Annotated in this window: 10 protein-coding genes and 1 pseudogene; 6 read left to right on the top strand and 5 right to left on the bottom strand. The window is 71.5% G+C overall.

The features are described from left to right. The first annotated feature begins 113 nt into the window (after positions 1-113). Complete coding sequence (locus ACWCRD_RS34165) at positions 114-1,805, top strand: DUF885 domain-containing protein (protein WP_450969604.1); 1,692 nt, start codon at positions 114-116, stop codon at positions 1,803-1,805. 12 nt (positions 1,806-1,817) lie between these two features. On the opposite strand, the gene ACWCRD_RS34160 is transcribed toward ACWCRD_RS34165, so the two are convergent. The 3 genes from ACWCRD_RS34160 to ACWCRD_RS34150 form a co-directional block, all read right to left on the bottom strand. Further along, positions 1,818-2,663: an SDR family oxidoreductase gene (locus ACWCRD_RS34160; RefSeq protein WP_450969603.1), complete on the bottom strand. Its 846-nt coding sequence runs from the start codon at positions 2,661-2,663 to the stop codon at positions 1,818-1,820. Between the two features lie 41 nt (positions 2,664-2,704). Next, the gene (locus ACWCRD_RS34155; RefSeq protein WP_450969602.1) at positions 2,705-3,265 is read right to left on the bottom strand and encodes an immunity 21 family protein; all 561 of its coding nucleotides are present in this window, start codon (positions 3,263-3,265) and stop codon (positions 2,705-2,707) included. Positions 3,266-3,337: 72 nt separating this feature from the next. Continuing rightward, positions 3,338-3,856, bottom strand: coding sequence for a rhodanese-like domain-containing protein (locus tag ACWCRD_RS34150; RefSeq protein WP_450969601.1), 519 nt, complete (start codon positions 3,854-3,856; stop codon positions 3,338-3,340). 127 nt (positions 3,857-3,983) lie between these two features. On the opposite strand from ACWCRD_RS34150, the gene ACWCRD_RS34145 reads away from it, so the two are divergent. Then, entirely contained in the window at positions 3,984-4,430 is a 447-nt protein-coding gene (locus tag ACWCRD_RS34145) for an Lrp/AsnC family transcriptional regulator (RefSeq protein ID WP_390700192.1), read from the top strand. On the opposite strand, the gene ACWCRD_RS34140 is transcribed toward ACWCRD_RS34145, so the two are convergent. Continuing rightward, positions 4,424-7,603 carry an AAA family ATPase gene (locus ACWCRD_RS34140; protein WP_450969600.1) on the bottom strand — a complete coding sequence of 1,060 codons (3,180 nt, stop codon included), beginning with the start codon at positions 7,601-7,603 and terminating at the stop codon, positions 4,424-4,426. The genes ACWCRD_RS34145 and ACWCRD_RS34140 overlap by 7 nt on opposite strands. After that, positions 7,600-8,763 (bottom strand): exonuclease SbcCD subunit D, encoded by a 1,164-nt coding sequence (locus ACWCRD_RS34135; protein WP_450969599.1) that lies wholly within the window; start codon positions 8,761-8,763, stop codon positions 7,600-7,602. The genes ACWCRD_RS34140 and ACWCRD_RS34135 overlap by 4 nt, the downstream gene beginning before the upstream one ends. A 550-nt stretch (positions 8,764-9,313) precedes the next feature. Here ACWCRD_RS34135 and ACWCRD_RS34130 point away from each other — a divergent pair. From ACWCRD_RS34130 to ACWCRD_RS34115, 4 genes and pseudogenes are all read left to right on the top strand, one after another. Then, a pseudogene (locus ACWCRD_RS34130) lies at positions 9,314-9,844 on the top strand (glycoside hydrolase family 6 protein); the annotation flags it as partial. 278 nt (positions 9,845-10,122) lie between these two features. Next, positions 10,123-10,956, top strand: coding sequence for an alpha/beta fold hydrolase (locus ACWCRD_RS34125; RefSeq protein ID WP_450969598.1), 834 nt, complete (start codon positions 10,123-10,125; stop codon positions 10,954-10,956). A gap of 19 nt (positions 10,957-10,975) precedes the next feature. Next, positions 10,976-11,881: an alpha/beta fold hydrolase gene (locus ACWCRD_RS34120; RefSeq protein WP_450969597.1), complete on the top strand. Its 906-nt coding sequence runs from the start codon at positions 10,976-10,978 to the stop codon at positions 11,879-11,881. Next, positions 11,878-13,407 carry an FAD-dependent oxidoreductase gene (locus ACWCRD_RS34115; RefSeq protein WP_450969596.1) on the top strand — a complete coding sequence of 510 codons (1,530 nt, stop codon included), beginning with the start codon at positions 11,878-11,880 and terminating at the stop codon, positions 13,405-13,407. The genes ACWCRD_RS34120 and ACWCRD_RS34115 overlap by 4 nt, the downstream gene beginning before the upstream one ends. The last annotated feature ends 56 nt before the right edge of the window (positions 13,408-13,463 follow it).

Genomic DNA, 13,463 nt, shown 5'->3' with positions numbered 1-13,463 from the left:
GCCCGGCGGGAACGCCGGGCCGTTTCGCATACGGCGGTTCCCTCGGAGCGCGTCCTACGCCCTCGGCTCAATCCGGATGACGTGCGGCGGCCACTCGTATGAGGATGGACCGCATGTCACAGACCACTAACCCGCTGCCCCGCGAGGTCGCCGACGCATACGTCGACGAGCTCATCGCCCTCGACCCGGTGACCGGAACGTACCTCGGTGTGAAGGAGAGTTCGAGCAGGCTGCCCGACCTCTCGCCCGCGGGCCAGGAGGCCCTCGCGGAACTGGCACGGCGGACCCTGGCGCGGCTCGACGAGGCCGAGCAGCAACCCGGCGCGGACAGTGACATCGAGCGCCGCTGCGGCCGGCTGCTGCGCGAGCGGCTGAATGCCGAACTGGCCGTGCACGAGGCCGAGGAGGGGCTGCGCCGCGTCGGAAACATGGCTACGCCCGCGCACTCGGTGCGCGAGGTGTTCACCGTGACGCCGAACCAGTCGGAGGAGGACTGGGCGGCGATCGCCGAGCGGCTGCGTGGCGTGCCGGCCGCGTACGCCGGTTACCGCGAGTCCCTCTCCCTCGGTCTGGAGCGCAAGCTGCACGCGGCTCCGCGCCCGACGGCCACCTTCGTCGAGCAGCTCACCGAATGGTCGGACACGGACGGCAAGGGCCGCGGCTGGTTCGAGGACTTCGTCTCGGCGGGCCCCGAAGCGCTGCGCGCGGAGCTGGACGAGGCGGCCCGCGCGGCGACCGCGGCCGTCGTGGAGCTGCGCGACTGGATGCGCGACGTCTACGCGCCGGCGATCGAGGGCGCGCCGAACACGGTGGGCCGTGAGCGCTACGGGCGCTGGACGCGCTACTTCAACGGCACGGACCTCGACCTGGACGAGGCGTACGCGTACGGCTGGGCCGAATTCCACCGCCTGCTCGGCGAGATGAAGCAGGAGGCCGAGAAGATCCTGCCCGGCGCCGAGACGCCGTGGGTGGCGCTCGCGCACCTCGACGAGCACGGCAAGCACATCGACGGGGTCGACGAGGTCCGCGACTGGCTGCAGGGCCTGATGGACCAGGCGATCGACGAACTGGACGGCACCCACTTCGAACTCGCCGAGCGGGTACGGAAGGTGGAGTCCTGCATCGCCCCGCCCGGCGGCGCCGCAGCCCCGTACTACACGCCCCCGACGGAGGACTTCTCCCGCCCCGGCCGCACCTGGCTGCCGACGATGGGGCAGACCCGCTTCCCGGTCTACGACCTCGTCTCGACCTGGTACCACGAGGGCGTCCCCGGCCATCACCTGCAGCTCGCGCAGTGGGCGCACGTCGCCGCTGACCTCTCCCGCTACCAGGCCACCATCGGCGGGGTCAGCGCCAACGTCGAGGGCTGGGCGCTGTACGCGGAGCGGCTGATGGACGAGCTCGGCTACCTCACGGACGCGGAGCAGCGGCTCGGCTACCTCGACGCGCAGATGATGCGGGCGGCCCGGGTCATCGTCGACATCGGCATGCACCTGGAGCTGGAGATCCCTGCGGACTCCCCCTTCCACCCCGGCGAGCGCTGGACCCCCGAGCTGGCCCAGGAGTTCTTCGGCGCCCACAGCAGCCGGCCTGCGGACTTCGTGGAGAGCGAGCTGACCCGCTACCTGACCATCCCCGGCCAGGCCATCGGCTACAAGCTCGGCGAGCGGGCCTGGCTCCAGGGCCGGGCGAAGGCGCGTGAGCGGCGCGGCGACGCGTTCGACCTCAAGGCCTGGCACATGGCGGCGCTCTCGCAGGGCTCGCTCGGCCTGGACGACCTGGTGGACGAGCTCGCCCAGCTCTGACGGCCGGGCAGGTCAGCGGCGGAAGCCGCCCTCCGAGTCGATCACCTGGCCGGTGATCCAGTCCGCCTCGTCCGTGGCGAGCCACGCGCTGAGGCGGGCGGGATCGTCGGGCATGCCCCAACGCCCGGACGGGAAACGGGAGACGACCGCCTCGTACGTCTCCCCGGTCGCGTAGTCCGTGTCCACCGGACCGGGGTTGACGGTGTTCACCGTGATCGCCTGCTCGGCGAGCGTCGTCGACAGGGACCGGGTGATCGAGGCGAGGGCGCCCTTCTGGAGGGCGTAGGCGATCTCGCCGGGCATACCGCCCGCGATGTCCTGGCCGGAGGTCATCATCACGACACGTCCGCCCGGGGTGCGCGGCGGCAGTGCGGCGCGGTGCCGGGCGTAGGCCTGGACGAGGAGCAGCACCGAGCGCGTGTCGACCGCCCAGTGCGCGTCCAGCATCGCGACATCGATGGTGTCGAGGGTGCCGTCGCTGCCGCTGAGGGCGTGGTTGGCGACAAGGATGTCGAGCCGTCCGCCCAGCGCCGAGGCGGCCGTGGCGACGAGTTCGGCGGGCGCGGCCGGGTCGGCGAGGTCGCCGGGGCCCGCTGCGATCCGGGCCGCGGGATCGCCGAGTGCCGCACGCACGGAGGCGACCACGTCCTCGGTGCGGTCGGCACCCCAGGGCATGGCGGTGTCGTGCGGGACATGGTGGTGCAGATAGACGCTCGCCCCGTACGCGGCGAGCCGCCGGGCCACGGCATGTCCGATGCCGGCACGTCTGCTGGCCCCGGTCACCAGGGCGGTACGGCCGCGCAGGGGCAGCAGCTCACGGCGAAGGTCTTCGGGAGCGGGGGGCGGCAGTCGGGGCATGAACGACCATGATGGGCAACTCTTCGAACCGGCGCACGCGATTATCCGTGCTCGACCGCCCATGCCCGACCATCCGCGCCCGGCTGTCCGTGCTCGACGCGCCGCAGCTGGACGAGGCCCAGCCAGGTCTCCGGTCCCGGCTGCACATTGGCCGCACGCACGGCGTACCGCCCCGGTTCCAGCACGACCCGTAGACAGTCGGTCCGCGCCGTTTCGGATCCGGGCCAGGCCGAGTCGAACAGTACGACCGTGCCGGGCACTTCCCACCGCACCTCGTGTCCCCAGTCCGCCGTGGCGAGAGCGGCAGGGACCCCGGCCAGGAGTTCGGCCTCGGAGTTCGCCGCCCACCACCGTATGAAGGTGGCGTGCTCGGGCAGGAAGGCGGTGGAGGCGGGTTCGTCGCCCAGGACCAGGGCGGCCGAGTCCCCGACCGGGAGCAGCCCCACGAATCCGTCGACCTCGCAGGCCCGGTCGTAGTCGGAGGCGGTCTCCTCGCCGTCGGCCCCCGACCAGAACGGCAGCACCGTCTCCGGCACCGCAATGAGCGGCCCGCCGCCCGACTCGACCCATTCCAGCGCACCGGGTTCCGCGTATCGCACCATGGCGCAGAACCGTACACGGCCGCGGAACCGATGAATCCGCCGTCCCCCGTCCCTCCCCGTACGCAGTGCGGTTCAGCAGCCGCAGTCCTCCGCGTCCACCGGCGCCGATGGGGGTGCCCCCGCGCGAGCTTTGTTCGAGCGTGGGGGAGGGTCGGCGGGGCGGCGCTCGCGGCCCTTCCAGGTCTCGTACTCGAAGCCTTCGCGCGCCCAGTACTCGAAGCCGCCGAGCATCTCCTTGACCTGGTAGCCGAGTTCGGCGAGGGCGAGCGCGGCGCGGGTGGCGCCGTTGCAGCCGGGGCCCCAGCAGTACGTGACCACCGGCACCGACTTGTCGAGGAGCTGTTCGGCCTGCTCGGGGATGAGGGCGGTCGGCAGGTGGACCGCGCCGGGGATGTGGCCCTGGTCCCAGGACTCGGTGGAGCGGGAGTCCAGGACGACGAATCCGGGGTGCCCGTCGGAGGCGAGTGCGGCGGCGACGTCCGACACATCGGCGTGGAAGACGAGGCTTGCGCGGAAGTAGGCGGCGGCCTCGGCCGGGGCCGCCGGGGCCACGCGCAGGACAGGGTTGACGGCGGTCGCGGTGCTGCTCATGGTCTGGCCTGCTTTCTCCGAGGTTGTCGCTACGGCCAGAAATCTACGGGCGCCGATGATCTCCCAGAAGGGGTGTTCACCGGCCTGCGCCTTGCCCGGCCGTGGATTCCCCTGCTATTTCTGCGCCATGACCGCGTTTTCCCCGGACGCCACCGACTGGCGCATCCTCGACGTCCTCCAGCGTGAGGGCCGGGCCAGCTTCGCCGAGCTGGCACGCGCCGTCTCCATGTCGCCGAGCGCGGTCACCGAACGGGTGCGCCGCCTGGAGGAGGCGGGCGTCATCCAGGGGTACGCCGCCGTGGTGGACCCCGAGCGGCTGGGACTGCCGATCCTCGCGTTCGTACGGCTGCGCTATCCGAACGGCAACTACAAGCCCTTCCACGACCTGGTCGCCGTGACGCCCGAGATCCTCGAGGCCCACCATGTGACGGGCGACGACTGCTTCGTCATCAAGGTCGCCGCCCGCTCGATGCGTCACCTGGAGGAGGTGTCGGGCAAGATCGGCGCGCTCGGCTCGGTGACCACGAGCGTCGTCTACTCGTCCCCGCTGCCCCGGCGGCCCCTGGGTCACTGACCTCGCTGCCGGATCACCGAGCCCGATCTCCCCTTGACGATCTCCAGTTGCGCGTGGATACGGCGTCTGAGGTCGGCGACATGACTGACGATGCCGACGCTGCGGTCGCGCTCGCGCAGCGAGTCGAGCACGTCGAGGACCTCGTCGAGGGTCTGGTCGTCGAGGCTGCCGAAGCCCTCGTCGATGAAGAGGGTGTCCAGGCGGACTCCGCCGGCCTCGTCGGTGACGACGTCCGCGAGGCCGAGGGCGAGCGCCAGGGAGGCGAAGAACGTCTCGCCGCCCGACAGCGTCGCCGTGTCCCGCTCACGTCCGGTCCATGCGTCGACGACGTGCAGTCCGAGACCGCTGCGGCCACGTCCGGTCCGGTCGTCGGAGTGGACGAGGGTGTAACGCCCGGACGACATGCGCTGCAGCCGCACCGTCGCGGCGGCGGCCACCTGTTCAAGGCGGGCCGCCAGCACGTAGGACTCCAGGCGCATCTTCCGCTCGTTGTCCGCGGAGGTACCGGCGGCGAGGGAGGCCAGGCGTGCCACCCGGTCGTATTCCTCGCGCAGCGGGGCAAGCCGCCGTACGCCCGCGGCGGACCTGGCGGAGAGCCGGTCGAGTTCGGTGCAGCGGCGGACGGCCGCGTCACGTGCGGAGGCGGCGTCGCGCAGCCGCTGGGCCGCGTCGGCGGCGGCCCGTTCCGCCGAGGCGAGGTCGGCGGGCGGCTGCTGTGCTGCGGCCGCGGTGTCCGGCTCGGCCAGAACGGCGCGCACAGCTGCCTCCTCGGACTGCCAGGCGTCCAGACGGCGCTGGAGTTCGCGGTGGGCGGCGTCGTCCAGGAGTGCGGCGGCCGCGGCCTGCGGGGTGTCGAAACCGGCGCGGAAGGCGGCGTCGGCGAGCCGGGCGTCGGCGTCCTTGAGCCGCTGGGCGGTGTCCTCGGCCACCCGCGCGGTCTCGGCGCCCTCGGTGAGCAGCGCGACCTGCCGCTCCAGCTGCGCGGCCCGCGCGGCCACGCTCTGAGCCGTGCCGCGCGCCTGCGCCAACTCTCCTTCCAGGTCGCTCCGTTCGCGGTCGAGCCGCTCGCGGTGGCCCACCCGCGAGGCGGCCCTGACCGCGGCCTCCTGCCGCACCGCCGTCCGCCGCTCGTGCTCCTGCTCCGCCCGTCGCAGCTGCTCGCTCGCCGGGTACAGGTCGGAAGCGGCACCGCGGACCTGCGCGTACAGCCGCTCCAGCTCCTCGACCTCTTCGACGAGTCGGGCCGTGGGCGTGTCGCCCGCCTCGGCCGTCGCGGCGGCAAGCGCCTCTCGTACGACGCCGAGGCGCCGCTCGTCCTCGGCGCGCTGTTCGTCGGCGCGCTGGTAGGCGACGAGGGCGCGCTCCTCGGCCTCGCGGTCGACATGCCCGGCGACCTTGCGCGCGGGGGCGGGGTGCTCGGTGGCTCCGCAGACGGCGCACGGTTCGCCGTCGGTGAGGCTCGCGGCCAGCTCGGCCGCGATGCCGTTCAGGCGCTGTTCCTTGAGGTCCAGCCAGTGGGCGCGGGCCTCGGTGGCACGTTCGCGGGCGGTGAGCACGCGCGCGTGGGCCTCGTCGGTGTCGCGGGCGAGCTGATCGCGCTGGCGGGCCGCGCCGAGCCTGCGCTGTGCGGGCTCGCGCTGCACACCGAGCTGCTCGGCCCTGGTCGCGGCCTCCTGCGCGGACTCGATGCGGGCCTGAAGGCCCACGCGGGTCGCCTCCCAGTCCGCGAGCCAGGCCTCGGCCTCCTGCAGCACGTCCTCGTCGGCGCGCTCCTGCCGGTCCAGACCGGCACGCTCCGCGACGAGTTCGGCCAGTCGCTGCTCGGCGCGCCGGGCGGACTCCAGTCCGCCGAGCTCTTCGGCACCCCGGCGCGCGGCAGCGGCCAGCCCGGCAGCACCGGCGTCGGCGAGAGCAACGGGCGACTCCGCGCGTGGGGCGGTGTCACCACGCGCGCCTGGCAACTCCTGGCGCGTGCCGGTGTCCCGCCACCCCGCGAACCCCGTCGCGTCACCGTCACCGAGGGCATCTCGCGGCCACGCGGCCCCCGCCGCGCCCGCGTCGGAGGTGCCCGTCCGGAAATCCACGTGCCCCTCGGCGAGGGCTTCCCGCAGGAGTGCACGCGCGCGTGCCTCCGCCTGTGTGGCGCGTCGGTGTTCCGCCTCCGCGGCCTCCCGGAGTTCCAGCGCGGGCGCCACCGCCTCGGCCTTGCGGGCCCGCTCCATGCGTGCCTGCGCCTCCCGGTGCGACTCAGCCCGCTCCTCCAGCCGTGCGGCGCGCTCGCGCGCCTCGGCGAACCGCTGCTGCAGCCGGGCCACTTCGCGTACGTCGGCCAGCGCGCGCTCGGCGGCCGCCTGATCCGATTCCACGGCCCTGAGGCGACAGTGGGCGACGGTCAGCTGTTCCCGCGCGGTGCTGCGGGCGACGGCCGCGGCGCTGATGACGGCTTCCGCCAACCCGGGCTCCCCCGGCGCCAGTCGAGGCAGTTCCATCGCGCCGTCCGCCGCCTGCTGCATGCGGTGTGCGTCGGCCAGCAGTGCGGCGTCCCCCTCGCGCACCTGCGCCTCGGCCGCCCGGCGGCGCTCCGCGAGCCGCTTCTCGACCTCGGCGAAGCGGTGGGTGTCGAAGAGTCGGCCCAGCAGCTTGCCGCGCGCCTCGGCGTCGGCACGCAGGAAGCGCGCGAAGTCGCCCTGGGGCAACAGCACGACCTGGCAGAACTGCTCGCGGCTCATGCCGAGCAGCTGGGTGATCTCCTCGCCGATCTCCTGGTGCGAGCGGCTGAGGTCCTTCCAGGCACCGGCCGTCGCGTCGTACTCGCGCAGCCCGCTCTGGGCCTTCTCCAGTGTCGTGCCAGAGCCGCGCTTCTTGGGGCGCTCCCAGGGCGGCTGCCGGGTGACCTCCAACCGCCGTCCGGCGACGGTCAGTTCGAGGGTCACCCCGGTGCGCGTACCGGATGCCGCGTGATCGCTGCGCAGGGCCAGGCCCTGACCGCTCTGGCGGGCGCCGGGCACGGAGCCGTACAGCGCGTAGCAGACCGCGTCGAGTACGGACGTCTTGCCCGCTCCCGTCGGCCCGTGCAGCAGGAAGAGCCCGGCGGCCGACAACTCGTCGAAGTCGACGGTCTGGGAGCCGCCGAACGGCCCGAACGCCGTGATGTCCAGCCGGTGCAGCCTCATCGAGCCACCTCCCGCACGGCCTCATCGGCACGCACCGCGTCGAACGCGTCCCGCAGTACCGCCTGTTCGCGCTCGTCGGGTCCGGCGCCGCGCACATGGGCGACGAAGTCCTCGGCGATCTCCTGGTCGCTGCGGCCCGCGAGCCGCCTGGCGTACGACACGTCCGGGTCGTCCGGTGCCCGCTCGGGGTCGAAGACCAGACTGAGGGTGTGCGGAAAGCGCTCGGTGAGCCGGGCCATGGGATCGGCCGGGCGGACCGGGTCGGTGAGGGTGGCCTCGACCCATGCCTCTTCAACCGGGACGAGCCCGGGATCGGCGAGCAGTTCCTCCAGAGTGCCCCGGATCCTGGCCAGGGCGCGCGGCACGGGGCAGTCGACGCGCTCGGCGGTGACGGAGCCGTCGGCGTCGAGGTCGACGAGCCACATGGTCTTGCGGTGGTCGGTCTCGGAGAAGGAGTACGGCAGCGGGGAGCCGGAGTAGCGCACCCGCTCGGTGATCGTCTGGCAGCCGTGCAGATGGCCGAGCGCCGCGTAGTCCACACCGTCGAAGACCCCGGCGGGCACGGCGGCGACTCCGCCGACCGTGATGTCCCGCTCGCTCTCGCTGACCTCGCCGCCGGCGACGAAGGCGTGCGCGAGGACGACGGAACGCGTGCCCCGCGCGCGCGTGGCGAGGTCGGCGCGGACCCGCTCCATGGCGGCGGCGAGCACCGCCTCGTGTCCCGCCTTCTCCACGCCGAACTCGTCCTTGACCAGGGCCGGTTCGAGATAGGGCAGCCCGTAGAAGGCCACGTCCCCGTGGGCGTCGGACAGCACCACCGGTGTTCCGCATGCCGACGGCTCGGTCCGCAGATGGATGCCGGCCCGCCCGATGAGACCGGCGCCGACACCGAGCCGGCGGGCCGAGTCGTGGTTCCCGGAGATCATCACCGTGGGCACACCCAGGTCGGCGAGGCGGTGCAGCGCGTCGTCGTACAACTCGACCGCGGCCAGCGGCGGCACCGCCCTGTCGTACACGTCCCCCGACACGACCACCGCGTCCACACCGCGCTCACGCACGGTCGTGACGAGGTGACCGATGAACTCGGCCTGGGCCCCGAGCATGTTCACCCGATGGAACGCCCGGCCAAGATGCCAGTCGGAAGTGTGCAGGAATTTCATGAAATCGCTCTGACCTGCACGTTTGCCCCCACTGCACCTCTACAACCAGCACGAACCAGCACGGAGCTCGCCGTTAACACCCGCCACGCTAACGCATGCCGCCCTCCAGTCCGGTACCGCGAGCCGGGCGGCGGAAGGGAACGGTGGCGGAAATGGACTTTCACTCATTGCCGACGTACCGAAAGTACTCGCCTTGCGAGACCGCTAACGAGCTGAGGCCCGGTTGGACATCCCGGGCACATAGAGCAGGCGGGGTCAGGGGCCGTAGGCCAGCTCACCGACGCCGATCGCTCGCCCCCCTCGGCCGCCGCCAAGCCTTGTCCCGTAAATGATCTACGGCGTGCTGGCTGACCTGCTCGCCCTCGCATGATCGTCAGGCTGGACGTGGGCGGCTGTGTTTCTTGTAGCGATCTCCACAACCGCCAGATGGCCGTCCGCTCCACAAGTTGGTGGTGCAGGGCGGGCGGCCCTGTCGGTCGGATTTCTTATGTCAGGCCGGCGAACACACTGGCATGGCCGATGTCCGCGGGCTGTCAGGACGACTCCCCGCCAGACCGTCGACCAGTCGAAGTGGGTCGACTGGAACCAGTACGTGGACGAGCAGTCCTTCGCCCTGGGGCTGCGGGACAAGCTGGTCGCGGCCGGCGTCAACTCCGGCCTCGGCATGCTGATCGACACCTCCCGCGACGGCTGGGGCGGCTCCGCCCGGCCGACCGGGCCCGGCCCGACGACCTCCGTCGACGACTACGTCAACGGCAGCCGCATCGACCGGCACATCCACGTCGGGAACTGGTGCAACCAGAGCGGCGCCGGACTCGGTGAACGGCCCACCGCGGCCCCGGCCGCCGGAATCGACGCCTACGTCTGGGTCAAGCCCCCGGGCGAGTCCGACGGCTCCAGCTCCGCCGTCTCCAACGACGAGGGCAAGGGCTTCGACCGGATGTGCGACCCCACCTACGGCGGCAACGCCCGCAACGGCAACAACCCCACCGGCGCCCTGCCGAACGCACCGCTGGCGGGGCACTGGTTCTCCGCTCAGTTCCAGCAGCTGATGCAGAACGCCTACCCGCTCCTGCCGTAAGGCTGTGACACGGTGAGTAGCCGCCGGGGCCGGTCGTTGAGCGACCGGCCCCGGCACTTGCGTGCAGGCACTTCGCCTATCAGGGAAGCTCGGCGAACAACAGGCTCGACCATCAAACCCCCTGCCCGAACGCCAGGTTGGGGCGTGACTCTGTGGCCGGACGAGACTTGAGGGCGCGTACCGGCTCTTCGAATCCCACTGGGCCGCTGACCCCTCGGCGACACCGCGCACCGGCCTCCGCTTGACAGAATCTCATTATCGGCAACACTGTAACCATTATGAGCACCTGGTCTGAGCCGCAGCCCGATTCCCGGTTCGTCGTGGTGGACGGTCTGCGGATTCACTACAAACGCGCCGGACAGGGCCCGGCACTGGTCCTGCTGCACGGCAGCGCTTCCTCACTGCAGCACTTCGACCGTGCGGCGGGACTGTTGTCGGAGTCGTTCGACGTCATCCGTCCCGACCTGCCGGGGTTCGGCCTGACCGGCCCTCGCAAGGACCGCGACTACCGCATCCCGACCTACACGGCGACGGTTGCGGGTCTGCTGGAGGCGCTGGGGGTGCCGCGCTACGCGCTGGCCGGCAATTCCCTCGGGGGCAACATCGCCTGGAACCTCGCGCTGGACCACCCTCAGCGGCTGACCGGCCTGGTGCTGGTCAATGCCACCGGGTATCCGGAGAAGGCGATACCGGCGGGCATGCGCCTGACGCGCAATCCGTTGCTGCGACCCGTGTTGCGGCGGGTGATGCCGCGCGGCGCGATCGAGCGCAATCTCCGCTCGGCGGTGGGTCCAGGTTCGACCGTCGTGAACGAGGCCATGGTCGACCGGGCCTACGAACTCATGAGCCGCCCTGGGAACCGCTCGGCCTTCGTCGACTTCTGCAACACCGACCAGCCCGACCGCTCCGCACAGATTTCACGCATCGCGGTGCCCACGCTCGTGCTGCGCAGCGCGAGCATCGACGGCCAGCACTTCACCCGCGACATCCCCGGAGCCAAGGAGCTGGTGCATCCCCACGGCGGTCACCTTCTGCCAGAAGAGGAACCCCAATGGGTCGCGGACGCGATCACCAAGTTTCTCGGATCTTCCGCCGGCACCCCCACACACTGACGCCAAGGAGTCCCGTTCCATGAAGTACTTCGTCGCATCGGGCGAGGACCGCCGGCTCACCGCCGAAGCACGGCAAGCCATGCCCGGCCGTTTCATCGAGCTGTCCGACGGCGTCACCCACTACGAGCTGACAGGACCTGAGGACGGGGACGTCGTCGTGATGGCGGGCGGGCTGACCATCCCGCTGTTCTACTGGGACAGCCTCGTCTCCGAACTGAATGCCCGCGGACTGCGGACTCTGACCTGCAGCGCGTACGGCCGCGGTTCCTCGGACCGAGTGCGGGCGCGATACGACGAGAGCCTGTTCGCGCGACAGCTTGCCGAACTGACGGATCGGCTAGGTCTGACGGCACGGCCCCTGCATCTCGTCGGCACCTCCATGGGCGCCCTGGTCTCCATGACCTACGCCGCCCAACGCCCGGCGTCCGTCTCCACCCTCACCCTCGTCGGCCCCGCCGGTCTCACCAAACCGCGGCTGACCTCCCCGCATCGGCTGCTGCGCAACGACTGGCTGGCCGGCCTCATCGCCCGGCGGCGGGGCCTGCAGATACTCAAAGGACACCTCGGACACAACGTCCGCGATCCCGACCTGGGCGCGGAACTGACCGAGATGGTCCTCGACGCGTTCCGCTTCGAGGGCTCCCTGTACGCGGTCTTCGACACGCTGCAGCACCTTCCGGTCGCCGGCCGGGACGGCCTCTTCCGGCAGACCGGGGCACTGGGCATTCCGACGCTCCTGCTGTGGGGCGCCGAGGACGAAGTCACGCCATTGGCTGACCTCGACACGGCGCGCATGCTGCTGAAGCCTCAGCACCATCAGGTCATCGCCGAATGCGGCCACATGGCTCCCTTCGAACGGCCCCGCGACGTCGCCGACCAGATCGCTCCGTTCGTGGCCGCGCGCGCCGAGAGGCTCGACTCATGAACCGCCCGCAGGTCGTCGACGTACTGGTCATCGGCGCCGGCCCCTCAGGTTCCGCCGTGGCCATCGACCTCGTACGCCGGGGCCTCGAAGTACGGATCGTCGACAGGTCTCCCCACGCCTTCGACGGTTCCCGCGCCAAGGGCATCCAGCCCCGCAGCCTCGAAGTCCTCGAAGACCTCGGCGCCCTGGACGACGTACTGGCCGGCGGCGGCACCTACCCCAAGCTCGGGCTGCACGCGGGACCGCTCGCCGTGCCATGGAAGATGTTCCCCCACAAAGAGGCGACCGCTGACGTCCCGTACCCCAACACCTGGCTGATCCCTCAGTTCCGCACGGACCGTGCGCTGCACGCCCGGCTCAGCGAGCTCGGCCTCAAGGTCGAGTTCGGCTGTGAACTGACCGAGCTGGCGCAGGGCGGGGACACAGTGCTCGCCAGGGTGGCGGGCGCGGACGGTACGGAGGAAGTCGTCGCCCGGTACGTCGTGGGCGCGGACGGCGGTTCCAGTGCGGTGCGCAAGCAGCTCGGCGTCGGTTTCGTCGGAACGACGCACGAGAACGACCGGGTGCTCATCGTCGATGCCTCGGTGACCGGTCTGGCCCGTGACCGTTGGCACATGTGGCCCGGGCTGGGCGGCAAACTCGTCGGTGCCTGCCCGCTCCCCCACAGTGACATGTTCCAGTGGATGATCCGTCTCGCACCGGACGAGGAACCACCCTCAAAGAAGGACGACATCCTTCGGCGGATCCACGCCCACACCCGCGACAGGCGCATTCAACTGCACGACGTCCACTGGACGTCGGTGTTCCGGCCCAACATCCGTCTTGCGGAGAGCTACGGCCGCGGACATGTCTTCCTCGCCGGGGACGCCGCGCACGTCCACACACCGGCGGGCGCCCAGGGTCTGAACACCGGCATGCAGGACGGTTACAACCTGGGCTGGAAGCTCGGACAGGTCCTCGCCGGGGCGGACGCGACACTGCTGGACACCTACGAGGCGGAGCGGCAGCCGATCGCCGCCGGGGTCCTGGGTCTGTCCACGGCGAAGTGGGGCGGCATCGCCAAGCTCGATCCGTCGAGCATGAAGCGGGGCAAGGACGAGCAGCAACTCGCCCTGAGCTACTACGGCGGCCCGCTCGCCCCGGCCGACGGCATGCGCACCGCCACGCTGCGCGTGGGCGACCGCGCCCCGGACGCCGAGCTCCTGCGCGCCGACGGGACCGGGACCCGCCTGTTCGACGTCATCCGCGGACCCGACTTCACCGCCCTCGCCTACGGCCCCGGCGCCGCCCGCGACCTCGAACGACTCCCCTGGTCCACATCAGGTGCCCAGCTGAAGCGGCTCGTCGTCGAACCGGTCGCCACGGACAGCTTCGCCTTCTCCGACCACAAGAACACGCTGCAGCGTGCCTACGGCCTGACCGGCGACACGCTGCTGCTGATCCGTCCCGACGGCTACATCGGGCACATCGCCACGTCGGACTTCCTCACCACCACACAGACCGCCGCACGCGCCATGACGCCGTAGGCAAGGAGCCGCACCATGTTCCAGCAGCGCCACATCAGCCCCGGCTCGGGAGACGC

It is taken from the genome of Streptomyces sp. NPDC002092 (assembly GCF_053593775.1).
This window is presented reverse-complemented; position numbering and strand designations above follow the sequence as displayed.

Excerpts from the sequence above, each read along its gene's own strand:
- ACWCRD_RS34145 (WP_390700192.1), top strand. The coding sequence starts at position 3,984 with ATGACCGCGTTTTCCCCGGACGCCACCGACTGGCGCATCCTCGACGTC.
- ACWCRD_RS34125 (WP_450969598.1), top strand. The coding sequence starts at position 10,123 with ATGAGCACCTGGTCTGAGCCGCAGCCCGATTCCCGGTTCGTCGTGGTG.
- ACWCRD_RS34140 (WP_450969600.1), bottom strand. The coding sequence starts at position 7,603 with ATGAGGCTGCACCGGCTGGACATCACGGCGTTCGGGCCGTTCGGCGGC.
- ACWCRD_RS34150 (WP_450969601.1), bottom strand. The coding sequence starts at position 3,856 with ATGAGCAGCACCGCGACCGCCGTCAACCCTGTCCTGCGCGTGGCCCCG.
- ACWCRD_RS34165 (WP_450969604.1), top strand. The coding sequence starts at position 114 with ATGTCACAGACCACTAACCCGCTGCCCCGCGAGGTCGCCGACGCATAC.
- ACWCRD_RS34135 (WP_450969599.1), bottom strand. The coding sequence starts at position 8,763 with ATGAAATTCCTGCACACTTCCGACTGGCATCTTGGCCGGGCGTTCCAT.
- ACWCRD_RS34115 (WP_450969596.1), top strand. The coding sequence starts at position 11,878 with ATGAACCGCCCGCAGGTCGTCGACGTACTGGTCATCGGCGCCGGCCCC.
- ACWCRD_RS34160 (WP_450969603.1), bottom strand. The coding sequence starts at position 2,663 with ATGCCCCGACTGCCGCCCCCCGCTCCCGAAGACCTTCGCCGTGAGCTG.
- ACWCRD_RS34120 (WP_450969597.1), top strand. The coding sequence starts at position 10,976 with ATGAAGTACTTCGTCGCATCGGGCGAGGACCGCCGGCTCACCGCCGAA.
- ACWCRD_RS34155 (WP_450969602.1), bottom strand. The coding sequence starts at position 3,265 with ATGGTGCGATACGCGGAACCCGGTGCGCTGGAATGGGTCGAGTCGGGC.